General features: G+C 35.4%; 16 protein-coding genes. 8 read left to right on the top strand and 8 right to left on the bottom strand.

The window, feature by feature from the left end:
- Positions 1 to 25: 25 nt before the first annotated feature.
- On the top strand, positions 26 to 322 hold the full coding sequence (locus AC000W_RS05640; RefSeq protein WP_474746739.1) for an isoamylase early set domain-containing protein: 297 nt from the start codon (positions 26 to 28) through the stop codon (positions 320 to 322).
- A 53-nt stretch (positions 323 to 375) separates the two neighbouring features.
- On the opposite strand, the gene AC000W_RS05635 is transcribed toward AC000W_RS05640, so the two are convergent.
- The 5 genes from AC000W_RS05635 to AC000W_RS05615 form a co-directional block, all read right to left on the bottom strand.
- Positions 376 to 1,200, bottom strand: coding sequence for a thymidylate synthase (locus AC000W_RS05635; protein WP_474746737.1), 825 nt, complete (start codon positions 1,198 to 1,200; stop codon positions 376 to 378).
- Positions 1,201 to 1,294: 94 nt separating this feature from the next.
- Entirely contained in the window at positions 1,295 to 2,794 is a 1,500-nt protein-coding gene (locus tag AC000W_RS05630; protein WP_474746736.1) for a NupC/NupG family nucleoside CNT transporter, read from the bottom strand.
- Between the two features lie 11 nt (positions 2,795 to 2,805).
- Positions 2,806 to 3,441 (bottom strand): bifunctional nuclease family protein, encoded by a 636-nt coding sequence (locus tag AC000W_RS05625; RefSeq protein WP_474746734.1) that lies wholly within the window; start codon positions 3,439 to 3,441, stop codon positions 2,806 to 2,808.
- Positions 3,442 to 3,527: 86 nt separating this feature from the next.
- Positions 3,528 to 4,496 (bottom strand): electron transfer flavoprotein subunit alpha/FixB family protein, encoded by a 969-nt coding sequence (locus AC000W_RS05620; protein WP_474746733.1) that lies wholly within the window; start codon positions 4,494 to 4,496, stop codon positions 3,528 to 3,530.
- A 9-nt stretch (positions 4,497 to 4,505) separates the two neighbouring features.
- Positions 4,506 to 5,252, bottom strand: a complete 747-nt coding sequence (locus AC000W_RS05615; RefSeq protein WP_474746731.1) for an electron transfer flavoprotein subunit beta/FixA family protein — start codon at positions 5,250 to 5,252, stop codon at positions 4,506 to 4,508.
- Between the two features lie 173 nt (positions 5,253 to 5,425).
- Between AC000W_RS05615 and AC000W_RS05610 the strand changes: the two genes are divergently transcribed.
- The 4 genes from AC000W_RS05610 (at position 5,426) to AC000W_RS05595 (ending at position 12,183) form a co-directional block, all read left to right on the top strand.
- Positions 5,426 to 6,403 carry a pyruvate dehydrogenase complex E1 component subunit beta gene (locus AC000W_RS05610; RefSeq protein WP_474746730.1) on the top strand — a complete coding sequence of 326 codons (978 nt, stop codon included), beginning with the start codon at positions 5,426 to 5,428 and terminating at the stop codon, positions 6,401 to 6,403.
- A 161-nt stretch (positions 6,404 to 6,564) separates the two neighbouring features.
- Positions 6,565 to 9,060: a DUF5686 family protein gene (locus AC000W_RS05605; RefSeq protein WP_474746728.1), complete on the top strand. Its 2,496-nt coding sequence runs from the start codon at positions 6,565 to 6,567 to the stop codon at positions 9,058 to 9,060.
- A 53-nt stretch (positions 9,061 to 9,113) separates the two neighbouring features.
- Entirely contained in the window at positions 9,114 to 9,641 is a 528-nt protein-coding gene (locus tag AC000W_RS05600; RefSeq protein ID WP_474746726.1) for an inorganic diphosphatase, read from the top strand.
- A gap of 121 nt (positions 9,642 to 9,762) precedes the next feature.
- Positions 9,763 to 12,183 (top strand): sodium-translocating pyrophosphatase, encoded by a 2,421-nt coding sequence (locus AC000W_RS05595; protein WP_474746725.1) that lies wholly within the window; start codon positions 9,763 to 9,765, stop codon positions 12,181 to 12,183.
- A gap of 74 nt (positions 12,184 to 12,257) precedes the next feature.
- Here the strand turns inward: AC000W_RS05595 and AC000W_RS05590 are convergent, their stop codons facing one another.
- The 3 genes from AC000W_RS05590 to AC000W_RS05580 all read right to left on the bottom strand — a co-directional run bounded on the left by AC000W_RS05590 (position 12,258) and on the right by AC000W_RS05580 (position 14,532).
- Positions 12,258 to 12,962 (bottom strand): energy transducer TonB, encoded by a 705-nt coding sequence (locus tag AC000W_RS05590; RefSeq protein WP_474746724.1) that lies wholly within the window; start codon positions 12,960 to 12,962, stop codon positions 12,258 to 12,260.
- 153 nt (positions 12,963 to 13,115) lie between these two features.
- Positions 13,116 to 13,805, bottom strand: coding sequence for a carboxypeptidase-like regulatory domain-containing protein (locus AC000W_RS05585; RefSeq protein ID WP_474746723.1), 690 nt, complete (start codon positions 13,803 to 13,805; stop codon positions 13,116 to 13,118).
- A gap of 112 nt (positions 13,806 to 13,917) precedes the next feature.
- On the bottom strand, positions 13,918 to 14,532 hold the full coding sequence (locus tag AC000W_RS05580) for a deoxynucleoside kinase (protein WP_474746721.1): 615 nt from the start codon (positions 14,530 to 14,532) through the stop codon (positions 13,918 to 13,920).
- Between the two features lie 288 nt (positions 14,533 to 14,820).
- Here AC000W_RS05580 and metK point away from each other — a divergent pair, with 288 nt between their 5' ends.
- The 3 genes from metK (at position 14,821) to thrA (ending at position 21,063) form a co-directional block, all read left to right on the top strand.
- Positions 14,821 to 16,077: a methionine adenosyltransferase gene (gene metK / locus AC000W_RS05575; RefSeq protein WP_474746720.1), complete on the top strand. Its 1,257-nt coding sequence runs from the start codon at positions 14,821 to 14,823 to the stop codon at positions 16,075 to 16,077.
- Positions 16,078 to 16,349: 272 nt separating this feature from the next.
- Positions 16,350 to 17,624: an O-acetylhomoserine aminocarboxypropyltransferase/cysteine synthase family protein gene (locus AC000W_RS05570; protein WP_474746719.1), complete on the top strand. Its 1,275-nt coding sequence runs from the start codon at positions 16,350 to 16,352 to the stop codon at positions 17,622 to 17,624.
- Positions 17,625 to 17,676: 52 nt separating this feature from the next.
- The gene (gene thrA / locus AC000W_RS05565; protein ID WP_474746717.1) at positions 17,677 to 21,063 is read left to right on the top strand and encodes a bifunctional aspartate kinase/homoserine dehydrogenase I; all 3,387 of its coding nucleotides are present in this window, start codon (positions 17,677 to 17,679) and stop codon (positions 21,061 to 21,063) included.
- The last annotated feature ends 1 nt before the right edge of the window (position 21,064 follow it).

Here is a 21,064-nt window from a genome sequence, read left to right as displayed (position 1 = left end):
CATTATAATTTAAAATATAAATATCATGTCCATTGCAAAGCAGTACCTTAAAACCAAACCAGTTTGTAAAGTTACTTTTACCGTGCCAGCGGAAGATGCAAAAAAAGTAGCAGTAGTGGGAGATTTTAACAATTGGAGCCCAAAAGGAAGCCTTTTGAAAAAATTGAAAAATGGAACGTTTAAAGGGACGTTTGACTTGCCAAAAGAAAATGTTTATGAATTTAAGTATTTGGTAGATGGGAGTTATGTTAATGAGGCAGAAGCTGATCGTTACCAATGGAATGATTATGCTGGTGGAGAGAATGCTGTTTTAGAGATTTAAGAGATCTATAAAAAAGAAAATTTGAAGCTCAACCTAACGGTTGGGCTTTTTTGTTATACAGCAACCATTCCTTTTATATGTGGATGTGGATTATAATCTACCAAAGTAAAATCTTCAAATTTAAAATCAAAAATGTTCTTTACTTCTGGGTTTAGAGTCATTTTAGGGAGTGGTCGCGGTTCTCGGCTTAATTGAAGTTCCACTTGCTCCAAATGGTTGTTGTAAATGTGGGCATCTCCAAAAGTGTGGATAAATTCCCCAGCTTCATAACCACAAACTTGTGCCATCATCAAGGTAAACAATGCATAAGAAGCAATATTAAAGGGTACTCCTAAAAAAATGTCTGCGCTCCGCTGATAAAGTTGACAAGAAAGTTTTCCATCTGCCACATAAAATTGAAAAAAGGCATGACATGGTGGTAATGCCGCTTTTCCATTGGCTACATTTTCAGAAAATGAAACAGAAGTGTCTGGTAATACAGATGGATTCCAGGCAGAAACCAACATTCTTCTGCTATTGGGGTTGTTTTTTAAACTGTGGATAACCTCTTTTATTTGGTCAATCTCATCACCATTCCAATTTCGCCATTGATACCCATAAACAGGACCTAAATTACCATTTTCATCAGCCCATTCATTCCAGATTCTCACTCCGTTTTCCTTTAGGTATTCAATGTTGGTATCGCCTTTTAAAAACCACAAAAGTTCATAGACAATAGATTTTAAATGAAGTTTTTTTGTTGTAACCATGGGGAAACCTTCACTCAGGTCAAATCGCATTTGATGTCCAAAGACACTAATGGTTCCCGTTCCCGTACGATCTCCTTTTTGATTGCCATTAGCTAGGACATGCTTTAATAAATCGTGATATTGCTTCATTTTCCTTTGTGGATTTCTAGAAAACTAAAATATGAAAAACGACAGTATAAGAATTGTCTTTTTTCAGGTATTTATCAAAACGTTATTAACGAGACTAGCCTAAAATCATCCCAGCAATGGTAGCTGAAATTAGTGAAGCTAAGGAACCTCCTAAAACGGCTTTCATACCAAATTGAGAAAGTGTTTTTCTTTGCCCTGGAGCTAAAGAGCCTATACCCCCAATTTGTATTCCGATAGATGCAAAGTTTGCAAAACCACAAAGCATGTAGGTTGCCATTATGATAGATTTATTGTAGGTAAGATGTGAAGCACTGGCCATATTTTTTAAATCTGCCAATTGAATATATCCAATAAATTCGCTGGCTGCCAATTTTATCCCAAGTAATTGCCCCATAAGCATCATATCCTCTTTTGCTACACCAATCAACCACATTAATGGAGCGAAAATAGTGCCTAAAATGGCTTCTAAACTAAATTTTTCAAAACCAGAATTGGAAGCTATCCAAGAATTAAAAGAAGTAGTGTCGCCAACCCACCCCAATATGCCATTGAGCATAGCAATAAACGCTACAAAGACCAAAAGCATAGCCCCAACGTTTACTGCCAGTTTTAAACCTTCTGTAGTTCCGTTGGCTATGGCATCCAAAATATTGGCGCCAATTTTGTCCGTGGATACTTTTACTTCTGTATTAATCGGTTCAGTTTGAGGGTATAATATCTTAGAAACGACAATGGCACCTGGTGCAGCCATTACAGATGCTGCTAATAGATGTTTTGCAAAGTATAATCTTAGAACTGGGTCATCACCTCCTAAAAACCCAATATAAGCTGCCAATACAGCTCCTGCTACAGTAGCCATACCTCCAATCATGACCAAAAGCATTTCAGATTTGTTCATTTTTTCCAAATAGGCTTTTATAAGTAACGGCGCTTCGGTTTGTCCCAAAAATATATTGCCAGCGATACTTAAACTTTCTGCTCCAGATATGCCCAAAGATTTGGTAAGTAGCCAAGCTAATCCTTTTACTACTTTTTGAATGACTCCTAAATAATATAATACAGAAGTCAATGCGGAAAAGAAAATGATTGTTGGGAGTACTTGGAAGGCAAAAATGTATCCAAAAGTGTCCATGTCGACCACTAATCCTTCAAATAAAAATTTACTTCCTGCTCGAGTGAAATCTAAAATACTGACAAAAATCTTACCACCGAATTCAAAAACATCCGAGACAAAACTTAAATCAAACCTTCTTCCAAAGGCATTAAATCCAATTTTTTCTCCAATTAAAATACATATGGCAAGTATAAGTTGAATTCCCAAACCAATTCCTGCTGTTTTCCAATTGATAGCTTTGCGATTTGCACTAAATAAAAAGGCGATTAGAATAAGAATACCCATACCTAATATACCGCGTAATAAGCTAGAAATGGAAAATCCCTCGTTAGGAATTATTGTTGGGACATTTGTTGTAGCAATATCATTAATTGTGGTTGTGTCTAATGTATTTTGAATAGAATCTACAAGTACTGTTTCTTGGGCAATTAAAGGCAATGACGATAAAAAAAGAAAAGAAATCCAAAGGACTATTTTCATAAAAAACTAGATTAATTGCGTTTGGATATTTCGTCTCTTAATTGGGCAGCCTTTTCATAATCTTCATTAGCAACCGCTTTGTTTAATTCTTGGTGTAACTCTTCTATAGTAAGTTCTTTATATGCATCTGTTGCGCCGGTATCTATTTCAACGGTTTCACCTTCTTGCAAAATTTCATCTACAATAATGCTGTCATCACTATCTTCATCATCTTTTTCTTTTTCTTTTGATGAAAATTTTAAGAAGATACCTGCCTTGTCCAAGATGGTTTTGTAGGTGAAAATTGGAGCGTTAAAACGAAGCGCCAAAGCTATGGCGTCACTTGTTCTGGCATCAATAATTTCTTCAATTTTATCTCTTTCACATATTATACTGGAGTAGAACACGCCATCCACCAATTTATGAATAATTACTTGCTTTACTACGATGTCAAATCTGTCAGCAAAATTTTTAAAAAGGTCATGAGTTAGTGGTCTCGGAGGTTTAATTTCTTTTTCTAAAGCTATTGCAATGGATTGGGCTTCAAAAGCTCCAATAACAATGGGAAGCTTTCGGTCACCATCAACCTCATTTAATATAAGAGCGTACGCACCATTTTGTGTTTGGCTATAGGATATTCCCTTTATTTTTAATCTTACTAAACTCATAAATTTTTATAAACCAAGAAAGGCTGTTTAAATAAAAGGTTGTCCTAATATTTAAACAGCCCTTTAAGGGCACAAATTAACAAAAATTAAGCGTTTTGGGCTTTAAATTCCTTTAATTTTTCAGTGAGTTTGGGGACAACTTCAAACGCATCCCCAACAATTCCGTAATCGGCTGCTTTAAAAAACGGCGCTTCTGGATCAGTGTTTATAACCACTTTTACTTTAGAAGCGCTAATTCCCGCTAAATGTTGAATTGCTCCCGAAATACCTATAGCAATATATAAGTTGCTTGCTACTGGCTTTCCAGTTTGCCCTACATGTTCACTATGTGGTCTCCAACCTAAATCTGAAACTGGCTTGGAACATGCTGTTGCTGCCCCTAGCACATCTGCTAATTCTTCAACCATTCCCCAGTTTTCTGGACCTTTTAATCCTCTTCCCCCAGAAACAACTATATCCGCATCTGCTATAGTCACTTTGCCTGAAACCTTATCTATGTTGGTAGATTTGGCTGAAAAATCCGCATCACCGATAGCAGGATTAAAGTCTTCAATAGCTGTATCAACTTTATTATCAATAATCCCGAATGCGTTGTTGGATACACCTATAATTTTGATGTCTGTTGTTATTTGAGTGAAGGCGAATCCTTTATTACTGAAAGCTGTTCTTTTTACAGTAAATGGATTGTTATTTTCTGGTGCGGCAACTACGTTGGGTACGTAACCTGCTTTGAGCAATCCACTTAAAAGAGGAGCTACATATTTTGAGCTGGTACTTGAACTTAATATAATTACTGTAGCGCTTTCCTTTTCAGCAGCTTGGGCAATTGTTTTTGCAAATGCTTTGGCATTGAATATTTTAAAGGCGGAATCAGATACATTTAATACTTTGGAAACACCGTAAGCACCTAATTCATCATTATTATCTGCATTAAAAGATACTGCAGTAACCGTTGCGCCCATTTGTTTGGCAACTTCATAGGCATATGATGAGGCTTCAAAAGCATTTTTTTTGAACTTTCCGTTTTCGGATTCTGTATATACTAAAACTGACATATTTCTTATTTAAATTACTTTTGCTTCGTTGTGCAAAAGACTTATTAATTCATCTATATTTTCTGCATCCACTAATTTAACAGCTCCTTTAGGTGCTGGTTTTTCAAACTTTGTATCAGATGTTGCCTGTGTAGCACCTGTTGGTTCAACAACATTTAATTTCTTCTGGCGAGCCATCATAATTCCTCTCATGTTTGGAATTTTAAGGTCACTCTCCTGTACTAATCCTTTTTGTCCACCAATTATAAGTGGTAAGGAAAGGTTTAGCGTTTCTTTTCCACCGTCAATTTCTCTAATGGCTGTTGCATTAGTTCCATCAACCTCTAAGCTTATACATGTATTTACAAAGTTCATATCCAATAAAGCTGCCATGATACCAGGAACCATTCCTCCATTATAATCAATGGATTCTCTGCCAGCAATAACAAGGTCGTATGCTCCATTTTTTACTACTTCTGCTAATTGTTGTGCCACAAAAAAACCGTCTAAAGGTTCGGCATTTACTCTTATTGCTTCATCGGCACCAATAGCGAGAGCTTTTCTTATTGTTGGTTCTGTGGAGGCACTTCCTACAGTAGCTACATGTACTATAGCCCCTTGCTTTTCTTTGAACCACATGGCTCTGGTAAGGCCAAATTCGTCATTTGGGTTAATTACAAATTGAACACCATTGGCATCAAATTTTGTGTCGCCATCGGTAAAATTTATTTTAGAAGTAGTGTCTGGGACATTACTAATACAAACTAATATTTTCATTTTTTTGCCTTTTATTTTGACAAGGGCTAAGATAGGTATTAATTTTCAAATTTACTATGCACGCATAGTAAATTTTGTTATTTTTTTACTCTTACAGATCTCTTAATTGGTAGATTATTTCCTATTTTTGCTTGCATTTTCAGATAAAATAATAACTAGATATTTCATATTAAATGAAAACGATACAGTTTAGGCAAGCTATAGCAGAGGCAATGTCAGAAGAAATGAGGAATGACGATTCTATTTTCTTAATGGGAGAGGAAGTTGCAGAGTATAATGGTGCATATAAGGCTTCAAAAGGAATGTTAGATGAGTTTGGTGCAGACCGCGTTATAGATACTCCTATTTCTGAACTTGGATTTGCAGGAATTGCTGTAGGATCCGCTATGAATGGGAATAGACCTATTGTTGAGTTTATGACTTTTAATTTTGCCTTGGTAGGGATAGATCAAATTATTAATAATGCCGCAAAAATTAGACAAATGTCTGGCGGACAGTTTAATTGCCCTATTGTTTTTAGAGGACCAACTGGTTCTGCTGGTCAATTGGCCGCTACGCACTCACAAGCTTTTGAAAGTTGGTATGCAAATTGTCCGGGACTTAAGGTAGTTGTGCCATCTAATCCAAGAGATGCCAAAGGACTTTTAAAAGCGGCTATTAAAGATGATGACCCTGTTATTTTTATGGAGTCCGAACAAATGTATGGAGACAAGGGTGAAGTGCCAGAAGGTGAATATACCATTCCATTGGGTGTGGCCGATGTTGTTAGAGAAGGTAGTGATGTAACCATTGTTTCCTTTGGAAAAATTATTAAGGAGGTTTATACAGCTGCTGATGAGTTGGCAAAAGAAGGAATTAGTTGTGAGATTATTGATTTGCGGACCGTAAGACCAATGGATATAAATGCTATTCTAAACTCTGTAAAGAAAACAAATAGATTGGTTGTTGTAGAAGAAGCTTGGCCCTTTGGTAACGTTGCTACAGAAATCACCTATCAAGTACAATCTCAGGCTTTTGATTATTTGGATGCACCAGTTGAGAAAATTAACACTGCGGATACACCAGCTCCATATTCTCCAGTTTTATTGGCAGAATGGTTGCCAAACTATAAGGATGTAATTAAGTCTGTTAAGAAAGTGTTATATAAATAAAGAGTGTCATTTTGTAAAACTATCTTAGCTTCATCGACCAAGAGTTGATGAAGCTTCATTTTTTAAAAGCATATTATTGATGGCATAACTACACCAAATTTTTTTATAGCGTTATTACATAATCACTGTTTTAGGGATTAGTGTGTAAATAGTATATGTTGATGAAGAAAATAGTTTTCCCTTTATTTTTATTTTTCACCTGTTTTGTTATTTCACAATCAAAAGTGGGAGGGATAGTTGTGGATGAATTAGGTGACCCTGTTGCTTTTGCCAATGTACTTTTTAAAGATTCTTCTGAAGGCACCATAACAAATGATAATGGTAGGTTTTATATGGAATCTGAGACTACCCATGATACTTTACTAGTTTCTTTTATTGGGTACGCTTCACAAGAAATTTCCTTGTCAGAGAAGGTAAATTATAATATGAATATTGTTCTACAAGAGTCTAATGAGCAATTAGACGAAGTGGTAATATATGTTGGCAAACAATCCAAAAAGAACAATCCAGCGATTGATATTTTAAAGAAAATATGGGCCAAGAAACGTGTGAATGGTGTTAATAAGTTTAAACAATATCAATACGATAAATACGAAAAAATAGAGTTTGACTTAAATACGATTGATAGCGCCCTAATGAAAAGCAAAATTTTTAAGGGAATGGAATTCGTTTTTCAAGATTTGGACACATCGCGAATTACTGGGAAAACGTATTTACCTATTTTTATTAATGAAGTTTTTTCCAAGGCATATGGAGATAATATCATTGGAGAGAGTAAAGAGGATATTCTAGGAAGCATAAACTCTGGTTTTAGTAACAACCAAGCCATTACCGCTTTTGTCGAGGATTTGTATTCGGACTATAATATATATGATAATTACCTCAAATTTTTTGACAAAAGCTTTACAAGTCCACTTTCAAAAACTGGAGTAGATACCTATAATTACGTGCTTTCAGATAGTACATTTATAGATAATAAATGGTGCTATAACATCATATATTATCCCAGACGAAAAAATGAGCTTACGTTTAAAGGTGATTTTTGGGTGAACGATTCTACTTATGCCATAAAAAAAATTAATCTGGAGGTAACCAAAAGTGCCAATATCAACTGGGTAAAAGAGGTTTATATTGAACAAGATTTTGAAGTGGTTAGTGATTCTGTTTTTCTTTTAAAACGAGATTATATGCTCAGCGATTTTAGTTTTAGCAAAAAAGAAAAATCCAAAGGGCTTTATGGTAAGAGGACAACAGTTTATGATAATTATAAATTTGATATTCCAAAACCAAAATCGTTTTATAAGAATGAATCTGACCCTTTTGACCCCATAGTTTTTAGTAGGGACAGTACTTTTTGGGAAACCAATCGGTTGGAAAAATTGAATAAGGACGAGTCTGGTATATATAAATTGTTAGACACATTAAAGACTGTACCCAAGTTTAAGACCTATTACAATATAGTAAGCGTAATGGCATCTGGCTATATAGAAATTGATAAATGGAATTTGGATATAGGCGATGTATATAGTGTGTTTGGGTATAATGATGCTGAAGGAGTGCGAATAAGAGGTGGGGCCAGAACCTATTTTGGACAAAATGACCCATGGCGTTTGGAAGGGTACATGGCCTACGGCTTTGGGGATAACAAAGTAAAACATGGCTTTTCTGCAAAATGGTTGTTAGATAAGAAGAGCAGATTGATGATTACTGGGGGAAACCGGCGGGATATTGAACAGCTTGGACTTAGTTTAACATCCACCAATGATGTTTTAGGCCGGAGTATAGCCTCTTCATCGGTGGTGACGGTTGGTAATAATGATAGGTTGACCAATATAAATTTAAGCACTTTTAATGTGGAGATGGAACCTGTGAACAATTTTAGAATTAGGGTTGGTTCCACATATAGAACTTTAAGTTCTGCCTTGCCAGATGCTTTTAGTCTGGATTATTTGGATGAGACATCGTCTACTGGAACATCATCAGAAATAAAACAGTTTGATATTAATACTACTCTGGTATATACTCCAGGTAAAAAAACCATTGGTTATGGGGTGGAAAGATATAATATCAATGATGATTATAGTACATTGTTATTGAGTTATACCAAAGGCTTGGAAGGATTTTTGGAAAGCGATTTTGAATATGAAAAGCTTCAATTTTCATATAGTCAACCTTGGCAAATAGGTGGAATGGGAAGACTATACAGTACAATTGAAGTAGGCAAAACTTTTGGCGCTGTGCCCTTGGGGTTATTGAATGTTGTTCCAGGAAATCAAACTTTATTTACCCTGTACAACACATTTCCCAACTTAGATTTTTATGAGTTTGTGACAGATACCTATGCCTCGGTGCATTTGGAACATAATTTTAATGGACGTCTTTTTTCAAGAATACCTGTACTCCGTAAATTAAATTTAAGAGAGATTGTTGGTTTGCGTGGGGTTTGGGGAGACTTGTCAGAAGAGAATAAATTATTGAGCAGCCCCACCAATATACCATTATTGGCACCTACCGATAAAATTTATTGGGAATACTCTTTTGGGGTTGGCAATATTTTCAAGATATTTAGGTTAGATTTAAACTTTAGGGGCAATTACTTAGAAAACCCCAACGCAAGACCTTTTAGTGTAACTGGTTCCTTTGGTTTTAGCTTTTAATAGCAAATAGATAAAATACTTATTCTAAAACAGTGCCTTATAAAAAAATAAAAATGAGTAAAAATAAAATATTGACTTTTGATGTTCTAATAGAAATCCCAAAAGGAAGTAGAAACAAATATGAATACGATTTTACACTACATAAAATTAGATTTGATCGTATGTTGTTTTCATCTATGATGTACCCAGGTGATTACGGTTTTATTCCAGAAACCCTGGCTTTGGATAAAGATCCTTTGGATGTTTTGGTTTTGGGGGCAGAACCAACATATCCTATGGTGGTCATGGAGGTAAAACCAATTGGGGTTTTTCATATGACTGATGAAAAAGGGCCTGACGAAAAAATTATATGTGTGCCACTATCTGATCCAATATGGAGCGAAAAAAACGACTTGAAGGATATTAACCCACATAGACTTAAAGAGATTGAACACTTTTTCCAAGTGTATAAAGACTTAGAGAAGAAAAAAGTTGATGTTGGTGGATGGGGTAATGCAGAAGAAGCAGTAAAAATTTATCATGAATGTGTGGCTCGATATGAAAACAGTGAACACAAAAAGAAGCGAACTTTTACAATATAAATGAGACTTAGCTTTAAGTAGTTAAACAATTTATGAAGCAATATCAACATCAGATATTGCTTTTTTTATTCTCATTGATTTTACTACTTTTGCGCAGCTTAAATAATTAACTAATTACTTTATGGAATCAATAATGATTTATATGCCAATAATAATGGCAGTAATAGGCCTAATCTACATGGCAATTAAGAAATCTTGGGTATTGAAACAAGATGCCGGAGATGGGAAAATGAAAGAAATTTCGGATCACATTTATGAAGGAGCATTAGCGTTTTTAAATGCCGAGTACAGGCTTTTAGCCATATTTGTGGTAATAGTAAGTGTTTTACTTGCTATAGTTTCTTTTGTTGTGCCAACAACTCATTGGCTTATTGTAATCGCTTTTGTTTTTGGCGCTGTTTTTTCTGCCTTTGCAGGAAATATAGGAATGAAAATAGCCACAAAAACGAATGTAAGAACAACACAGGCTGCTCGTACGAGTTTGCCAAAAGCATTAAAAATATCTTTTGGTGGAGGTACTGTAATGGGACTTGGAGTAGCTGGTTTAGCAGTATTGGGTTTAACAGCATTTTTTATAGTTTTCTTTCAGTATTTCATGGGTGGCGTTTGGACTTCAACAGCTGATATGACTGTAGTTTTAGAAACGCTTGCGGGATTCTCTCTTGGAGCGGAGTCTATTGCATTGTTTGCTAGAGTTGGTGGGGGTATCTATACCAAAGCTGCAGATGTTGGCGCCGATTTAGTAGGTAAGGTAGAAGCGGGTATTCCAGAAGATGACCCTCGTAACCCAGCTACAATTGCTGATAATGTGGGAGATAATGTTGGTGATGTAGCAGGTATGGGAGCCGATTTGTTTGGTTCGTATGTAGCAACAGTATTGGCGGCAATGGTTCTAGGGAACTATGTTATTAAAGATATGGGTGGTGCAATTTCTGATGGTTTTGGAGGTATTGGACCAATCTTATTGCCCATGGCAATCGCAGGTGTAGGGATTATAATTTCCATTATTGGAACTATGCTTGTTAAAATAAAGAATAATGATGCAAAAGAATCTAAAGTAATGGGTGCTTTAAACCTTGGGAATTGGGTTTCTATTGGTTTAGTCGCAGTTTCTTGTTACTTTTTGGTATCCTATATGCTTCCAGAAACTATGCAAATGCATTTCTTTGGAGAAGGTACATTAGAAATTTCTTCATTAAGAGTTTTTTATGCAACGCTTGTTGGTTTAGTTGTTGGTGGTGCTATTTCTGCAGTAACGGAATACTATACAGGATTAGGGAAGAGTCCAATTTTAAAAATTGTGCAACAATCTAGTACAGGAGCAGGAACAAATATTATAGCAGGTTTGGCAACAGGAATGATTTCTACATTTCCTTCAGTATTATTATTTGCGGGCGCAATATGGACTTCATATGCACTTGCAGGATTTTACGGTGTAGCACTTGCAGCATCTGCAATGATGGCTACAACAGCAATGCAATTGGCAATTGATGCTTTTGGACCAATATCTGATAACGCAGGTGGTATTGCAGAAATGAGTGAACAAGAACCTATTGTAAGAGAGCGTACAGATATATTAGATTCAGTTGGTAATACAACTGCAGCAACAGGAAAAGGATTCGCAATTGCCTCCGCTGCGTTAACATCGTTGGCATTATTTGCTGCATATGTAACTTTTACAGGTATTGATGGGATTAACATTTTTAAAGCCCCAGTACTAGCAATGTTGTTTGTTGGTGGTATGGTGCCTGTAGTATTCTCTGCTTTGGCAATGAATGCCGTTGGTAAAGCTGCTATGGAAATGGTAGAAGAAGTAAGACGTCAATTTAGAGAAATTCCAGGAATAATGGAAGGTACTGGGAAACCAGAATATGATAAGTGTGTTGCTATTTCCACAAAGGCTTCTTTAAAGGAAATGATGCTTCCTGGTTTGTTAACTATCGGATTTCCATTAGTAATTGCATTTGTTCCAATGATGTTTGGAATGAGTCATTTGACAATTGCCGAAATGCTTGGAGGTTATATGGCAGGTGTTACGGTAAGTGGTGTACTTTGGGCAATTTTCCAAAATAATGCTGGTGGAGCATGGGACAATGCTAAAAAATCTTTTGAAGCTGGGGTAGAAATCAATGGTGAAATGACATACAAAGGTTCCGAAGCGCATAAAGCAGCTGTAACCGGAGATACTGTTGGTGACCCATTTAAAGACACTTCTGGACCTTCTATGAACATTTTAATTAAACTTACTTGTTTAATTGGATTGGTAATTGCGCCAATTTTGGGCGGACATGTAGAAAGTGGAATGGCAAACCATGATGCTAAAAAAGAAGTTCGTGTGGAGATGGCGAAGAATGATAATGGCATTACTACAGCTACAGTGACAACTACCTATGTTGAAAACGGAGTTGAAAAGAAAGAAGTTAAAGATTTTACAGGAACAGAAGAAGAAGTAAAAGCACAAGTAGAATCCTTAAAGGATGTTGACCTAAAGGTAGAAGGTAAAAAAGTAATCATGGAAGTTATAGAGGAAGAATCACATTAAATTCTCTGAATATTTTACTATAAAATTAAAACCCGAAACATTGTTTTGGGTTTTTTATTGGTATAATAGTTGTACTACTGAAGTTTAAAATTAATAGGAATACTAAAAGGTACTTTAACGGCAGTCCCTCGTTGTTTTCCTGGAGTCATTTTTGGTAATTTTCCAATAATACGAGCAGCTTCTGCTTCTAAATTTTTGTCAGGCCCTCTTAATTGCAATTGGCCAATAGTACCATCTTTTTGTATTACAAACATAACACTTACTCTTCCTTGTATTCCCATTTCTTTGGCAAATTCAGGATAGCGTATATTCTTATTTACATGCTTGGTCATCATTTCTTGAAAGCATGCCCGTTTATCCTTTTTATTTTCACATCCGGGAAAAATAGGAACCTCTTCAACTACAGAAATTGGAACAGGTATGTCTTCTTCAATTTCCTCAACAACTATATCTTCTACTTTTACTACCTCTTCTTCTTGATTGGTTTCTGTAGATACTATTTCATCTTCAATTACATCTTCTTCGCCATCAACAATTTCAATTACTGGTGGAGCAACAGCAGGCGGTGGAGGTGGTAGTGTTTTAAGTTGAAAAATAGGAGGCTCCTCTATAATGTTATCATCTGGGACATCCATTCTATTGGCATATTCAGGATTTTTGTCGTACGTTCTCCATTCCAGTGCTACATATGCCATAAGCATTACAAGTGCAAGCCCTGCAATAAAATAAAGACCTCTGTTTTTGTTCAAATCTTTTTTGGGATTTTTTTTTGGTTTCATTTTTTAAAATTTAGACCTGCCTTGGCAGGTTGGTTAAACAAAAGATGATTTAGTTTTAGGAGGGTTAAACCTGATTAAATCTACCTGTTTTACTTGCTTAAAAAAATGAAGAATGAGGGAACGCCCCTTTTGGGTGAGGGAAAAGGGTTTTAACTAATGCTTTTTTCTGAAAATATTACCAATTCTTCTAAAAATATTCCATTTGCGAGTGATAACAAGTTCACCCATTACATCTTCAGACATGGTAAGTGTAATATTTTGGTATTTTTCCGAAACAGCAGTTTCATTGGTTATATAGCCAATATAGGATGTAATTAGAGTAATTTTTGAATTAAATTCATCAGTAGGTATTGTTATACTAAAGTTCCCGTCAAAATCTGCTTGGGTATTAATATTAGTACCTTTTATGGTGACATTTGCGCCGGGTAAAGGACCGCTACTATCTTTTATATTTCCAGTAACAGTAAGAGAGTCGGAAATTTTTTCTGTTGCGACCATGCCTGTTACACCAATAAGTTGTTCTGAAATTTCAATGGAAGGTTTTGAACTTTGCGCCTGTACTGGAGCGCATAAAGAAAGCAAGGAAACCATTCCAACGGCAAGCCCACCAGTTATAAAATTCTTGTTATTTGTTGATGAAAATTCAGTATTTAATTGATTGGGTCTAAATCTACCACACAATTTTTTATTGGAATCTAAAAGTTTACGTAGCCCATAATTGGAATGGTTGGTAAAATCTATTACCTCTTTTTTACATTGGTCACAAAACATTCCTTTTTCGGTTGGGGTCATTTCGTTCCATTTTTCGCTACATGGTTTGGGTATGGTTATGGTATATTTCATAATGAGATAAATTTTTATTTACCTTAAAACTATGTACTACCTATAAAGTATAAAAGGGCAATTGAGTGAATGGGTTATTTCAATTAGGGAACAGAATATAATGGTTTAATCCTTAAAACAACCCATTTATTTGGGCATCAATTTTATTGATAACTTCCCCTAAATGCTCTGGATTGTCAACAAAATCAAGATTGTCCACATCTATTACCAAAAGATTCCCTTTTTCATAACTATGAGCCCAAGCTTCGTAGCGCTCATTCAATCGGCTTAGGTAGTCAATGGAAATAGAATTTTCATATTCTCTACCACGCTTATGAATTTGATTCACCAAATTGGGAATGGAACTCCGCAAATAGATTAATAAATCTGGTGGTTGCACCAAACTTTCCATCAGCTCAAAAAGAGAAGAATAATTATTAAAATCCCTATTGGTCATAAGACCCATGGCATGTAGGTTGGGTGCAAAAATATGAGCATCCTCATAAATGGTACGATCTTGGATAATGTTCTTACCACTTTCTCTAATTTGCAGAATTTGTCTATACCTACTGTTCAAAAAGTAAATTTGAAGGTTAAAACTCCAACGCTCCATTTGTGTATAGAAATCGTCTAGATAGGGATTGTCCACTACATCTTCAAAATGAGCTTCCCATTTATAATGTTTGGAAAGGAGTCTAGTCAAAGTAGTTTTTCCTGCTCCTATATTTCCGGCAACCGCAATATGCATATGGTTTGGTAATTAATGGTTGATTTTTAATGTGCCTCACAATATACAAAGTATCTTGGGTTAGAGAAAAAATAAAGGTTGAAATACAAAAGATTTAAAATTGAAACACTAAATGTTTTTCAATTTCCAACAAATACGTACTTTTGCAACTATAAACGAACGAGGAAGGATTTGACTGATTGCAACCTCGGTAAAAAATTGCTAAAACAGATTGCTAAATTTTTATTTTGGCATCCTCTTGAGAGTACACCATCCGTCAAATCCTTTTTCAAATAAATTTTTTTATAAATGTCGTATTTATTTACGTCTGAGTCTGTTAGCGAAGGACATCCAGATAAGATTGCAGACCAGATTAGTGATGCTTTGTTAGATAATTTTTTGGCCTTTGACCCAGAAAGTAAAGTTGCTTGTGAAACATTGGTAACAACTGGGCAAGTTGTTTTGGCTGGAGAAGTTAAAAGCCACACCTATTTAGATGTACAACAAATTGCTAGGGATGTTATCAATAAAATTGGGTATACCAATGGTGATTATCAATTTAGTGGTGATGCCTGTGGTGTAATTTCTTTAATACATGAACAATCTAAGGAAATCAACCAAGGAGTAGATAGAGGTTCTAAAGAGGAACAAGGAGCTGGTGATCAAGGAATGATGTTTGGATATGCTACTAAAGAAACTGAGAATTACATGCCTCTGGCATTAGATATTTCACACAAAATTCTTCAGGTTTTAGCTGATTTAAGAAGAGAAGGTAGTGAAATTCCTTATTTAAGACCCGATGCCAAAGCACAGGTGACTATTGAATATTCTGATGAAAATGTTCCGGAAAGAATAGATACCATTGTGGTTTCTACCCAACATGATGAATTTGATGCCAATGACAATAAAATGTTGGCAAAAATAAAGGAGGATATTATTAATATTCTTATTCCGAGAGTGGTATCGCAATTTCCTGCTAAAGTTCAAAAATTATTTGATGGACAGATAAAATATCATATCAACCCTACTGGAAAATTTGTGATTGGAGGACCTCACGGTGATACTGGACTTACAGGAAGAAAAATTATTGTGGACACCTATGGTGGTAAAGGTGCTCATGGTGGAGGCGCTTTTAGTGGAAAAGACCCTAGTAAAGTGGACAGAAGTGCAGCGTATGCAGCTAGGCATGCAGCTAAAAATTTGGTTGCCGCTGGTATTGCTGATGAAATATTAGTACAAGTGAGCTATGCCATTGGCGTGGTAGAACCCACTTCCATTTATGTTGATACATATGGCACATCAAAGGTAAATTTGACGGATGGAGAGATTGCTGATAAAGTAGCAGCTCTTTTTGATATGCGTCCCTTTGCTTTGGAAGAGCGATTAAAATTGAGAAATCCTATCTATTTAGAATCTGCAGCATATGGCCATATGGGTAAGGAACCTAGAACTATTACCAAGGTTTTTGAGTCCCCATATAACGGTAGAATTGAAGTGGAAGTAGAATTATTTACCTGGGAAAAATTAGATATGATTGATGCTGTAAAAGAAGCTTTTAAAATATAAATACCTCTTTCACCGTTATAGACAAAGTAATATTTTTTTAAATAAATTTGGATTTTAAAAAAATGTTTCGAATAATTTGTACAACAATAAAGAAATGAAAAAAGTAATGTACAATATGTCTATGATGATGTGGAAGATATCCGCAGAGGACAGTATTGTATAAACTTTACCATATAAAGAATTTACAAAACCTCTGCAAAAGCAGGGGTTTTTTTATGCCATTTTTTTAGAAAAATAAGAAATAAAGTAATTAACAAGTAAACCAAAATATCATGAGTGATCAAAAATTTTCAACAAACGCATTGCATGCAGGGCACGATGTTGCCGCAAATGGAGGAACTAGAGCGGTACCAATTTATCAAAGTACAGCGTATGTGTTCAATGATTCTGACCATGCGGCCAACCTTTTTTCTTTGGCAGAATTTGGGAATATTTATACTAGAATAAACAATCCTACCAATGATATTTTGGAGCAACGCCTTGCGGCTTTAGAAGGAGGAATAGCTTCTGTAGTGACTTCATCTGGAACTGGTGCTATAAATACAGCTTTATTGGTTTTATTAAAAGCGGGAGATCATATTGTAGCATCTAATAGTTTGTATGGTGGCACGTATAATTTATTGAGTGTTACATTACCAAGATTGGGAATTACCACCACTTTTGTTGATCCAGAAGACCCATCAAATTTTGGAAAGGCAGTACAGGATAATACCCGCGCTTTTTTTGTAGAATCATTAGGAAATCCAAAATTAGATGTGTTGGCTTTAAAAGCAATTTCTAAAGAAGCTAAAACAGCCAAGGTTCCTTTTATTGTTGATAATACAGTAGCTACCCCAGCATTGTTGAATCCCATTGAGCATGGAGCAAATATTGTAATTCACTCACTTACAAAGTATATTAATGGGAATGGAACCGCATTAGGTGGAGCTATTATAGATGCTGGCACTTTTGATTGGGCCAATGGTAATTTTCCAGAATTTACAGAGCCCTCTGCAGGATACCATGGATTGGTTTATCATGATGCATTGGGGGCAGCTGCTTTTATTGCCAAAGCACGTATTGAAGGGTTGAGAGATTTTGGGGCATGTCTTAGTCCATTCAACGCTTTTCAAATTATTCAAGGGTTGGAAACTTTGGAAATTCGAATAAAACAACATTGTGAAAATGCCCTGGCATTGGCAGAATGGTTAGAAAATAGAGATGAGGTAACTTGGGTAAATTACCCAGGTTTAAAATCTAGCAAGTATAAAGAATTGGCTAAAGAATACCTTCCAAAAGGACAAAGTGGATTGGTAACTTTTGGAGTTAAAGGCGGTTATGATGCTGCAAAGAAAATAGCTGATGAAACCAAATTATTTTCTTTATTGGCCAATATAGGTGATACAAAATCATTGATTATTCATCCTGCAAGTACAACACATCAACAATTAGATGAAGCTTCGCAAGAGGCAACTGGAGTTACCATGGATTTAATTCGTTTGTCTGTTGGATTAGAGAATATAGAAGATTTAAAGGCAGATTTGGAACAAGTTTTTATTCAGTTATAAAGAAGAAGTACTTGGGTTTACTAAATATGCCCATAATTATATATAAAGTAAAATGCTACATCGTTTTAAAATAGGGAATTATAGCACTAATAGTGGAAAGCAAATAGATATTTCTTTGTCTTATCAACTTTTTGGAAAGCCATTGCATACAGCACCTATTGTTTTGGTGAACCATGCACTAACTGGTAATTCTGATGTAGCTGGTGATGAAGGTTGGTGGTCTGCTCTTGTAGGCGATAATAAATGTATTGACACTAAGAAGTATACGGTACTATGTTTTAATGTTCCAGGAAATGGACATGATGGTTTTGTAATTGAAAATTATAAGGATTTTGTAGCTCAGGATATAGCAAAGATTTTTATACAAGGGTTAGATGGTTTAAAAATAAATAAACTATACGCAATTATTGGTGGCTCTATGGGAGGTGGAATTGCTTGGGAAATGGCTGCATTGAATCCAAACTTAACGGAGCATTTAATTCCTGTAGCGTCTGATTGGAAATCTACCGATTGGCTCATTGCAAATTGTCAAATTCAGGAACAGTTTTTGGTAAATTCCAAGCAACCTGTTCACGATGCTCGTATGCATGCAATGCTCTGTTATCGTACGCCAGAATCTTTTAAAGAGCGTTTTAAGAGAACAACAAATGACGAACTTCAGGTTTTTAATGTGGAAAGTTGGTTAACACACCATGGTAAAAAATTGCAAGAGCGATTTCAGTTATCAGCTTATAAATTGATGAATCAATTGCTGAAGACCATTGACATTACTCGAGAAGGTGAAGCAAACTTCATAAAATTACAAAATAGTGGCACCAACATTCATATTATTGGAGTGGATTCTGATTTGTTTTTCACTGCTAAGGAAAACAAAGAAACTTTTAAGCGCTTGGCTCAAGCCAATAGCAATGTTACGTATGGTGAGATACATTCACTCCACGGACACGACGCTTTTTTAATTGAGTTTGAACAAATGGAGCAATTGCTCAAAGGGGTCTTCAATAAAAATGGAAAGACCAAGAAAACCAAGGTTTTAAAGTTTGGTGGAAAGTCTTTGGCAAACGGAGATGGTATAGAGCAAGTGCTAAACATTATCAGTGATAAAATAAGTGATGGTGAAAAAATAGCAGTTGTTTTATCGGCTAGAGAAAAGGCAACTAATCAGTTAGAGGGAATGTTGCAAAATGCAGCTGATGGAAAAGATTATTCCAAGGATTTTGAAAAGTTTGAAGCCTATCAGAAGTACACTTTTAAAAATACAAACCTTAACCAAGAGTTTAAGGAACTTATAAGATTGTTTGAAGGAGTGGCACTTCTGGGGGATTATAGCTCTAAAATTAAAGATGAGGTATTGGCCTATGGAGAGCTTATTTCAGCAAAAGTGGTGACGCAATTGTTGAATGACAAAGGAATATCTTCTAAAATGATTGATGCCCGTGAGCTAATTAAAACGGATACCACTTTTGGCGATGCAGCTGTTTTAGAAGCTTTATCCAAAGAAAATGTGGTGGAGGAATTTTCTAAATTAAAAGCTAATGAAGTGCCCATTATTACTGGTTTCATTGCTTCCAATATGAATAATGAAACTACTACTTTAGGTAGAAATGGCAGTAATTATACTGCTGCCTTAATTGCTAATTTCTTGGATGCAGAGGAGTTGCAAAACTATACCCATGTAGATGGTATTTATACGGCAAACCCAGATTTTGTTTCCGATGCCAAAAAATTGGAAGAGCTATCTTATAGTGAAGCCAACGAATTGGCCAATTTTGGAACCACAATTTTACATGCCAAAACAATTATTCCATTAATAGAAAAGAACATTCCACTTAGAATCCTAAATACTTTTAACAATGATGGGAAAGGTACTTTGATTAGTGCAAAGAGTGGAGAAGAGAAAATAAAATCCTTGTCGGTAATAGAAAATACGGCACTTATCAATTTAGAGGGTAGAGGTTTACTTGGAAAAGTAGGTGTGGATGCCCGTATTTTTAGAGCACTTGGCAATAAGGGAATTAATGTAAGTATTATATCCCAAGGATCATCTGAGAGGGGAATTGGTCTTGTGGTCGCCGCGGATAAGGCAAAAGAAGCGAAAGTAGCATTAGAACAAGAATTTGAAAATGATTTTCATTCCAAAGATGTAAATATGATTACAGTGATGGATGATGTTTCTGTGGTTTCCATTGTTGGTCAGGACTTAAGCACATTCCATAAACCTTATAATGCATTGATTCAGAACCAAATAGTTCCATTACTTTTTAATAATACAGTTTCTGGGAAAAACGTGAGTTTGGTTTTGAAGAAGACGGATTTAAAAAAAGCACTGAATGTAATGCACGGTCAGATTTTTGGAATTTCCAAAAAAGTGAATATTGCGGTTTTTGGTCATGGAAATGTGGGAGGAACTTTAATAGATCAGATATTAAAGTCGACTAAAACCATTGAAGAACGTAAAGGAATTCAATTGAATGTTTTTGCAGTGGCCAACTCAAGAAAAATTTTTTTAAACAAAAAAGGAATCACCAAGAATTGGAAAAATAATCTCAGGGAAAAAGGAATTCCATATTCATTGACTGATGTTTTTGTCTATGCAAAAGAGCATCATTTAGAAAATCTTATTGCGGTTGACAATACTGCTAGCGAGGAGTTTGTATCCAATTATTTTGATTTTGTTGATAATGGTTTTGATTTGGTTTCTTCAAACAAAATTGCAAATACTTTAGGTTTCGATTATTACAAATTATTACGTGAAGATTTACTTAAAAGTCAGAAGCAATATTTGTATGAAACCAATGTGGGTGCAGGATTACCATTGATAGATACTATTAAATTATTGCATTTATCAGGAGAGAATATTACTCGTATTAAAGGAATTTTTTCTGGCTCATTAAGTTATATTTTTAATACGTTTTCTGAATCTGAAGCTTCTTTTTCAACCATTTTAAAAGAAGCAATGGATCAAGGATATACAGAGCCAGACCCAAGAGAAGATTTATCTGGAAATGATGTTGGGAGAAAATTATTGATATTGGCAAGAGAGTTGGATTTGCACAATGAGTTTTCGGACATCAATATTCAAAACCTTATTCCAGATGAACTTACAGGTGGTTCTGTGACTGATTTTTTAAAGAATTGTGGTGCTTTGGATGGTATTTTTGATAAAATAAAGAAGACTCAAAAACCAAATCATGTACTACGATATGTTGGAGATTTGTCTGGAAATTTGCAAAAAGAAAAAGGGAATTTAGATGTAAAACTTATTTCGGTTCCAAAATCTAGTACGTTGGGACAAGTAAAAGGGTCAGATTCCATTATTGAAATTTATACCGAATCGTATGGGGACCATCCATTGGTTATTCAAGGTGCTGGAGCCGGTTCAGCGGTAACAGCAAGAGGAGTTTTTGGAGATATATTAAGAATTGCAGAAAAAAATTAAA

The sequence above is a fragment of the Saonia sp. genome (assembly GCF_056326165.1).
This window is presented reverse-complemented; position numbering and strand designations above follow the sequence as displayed.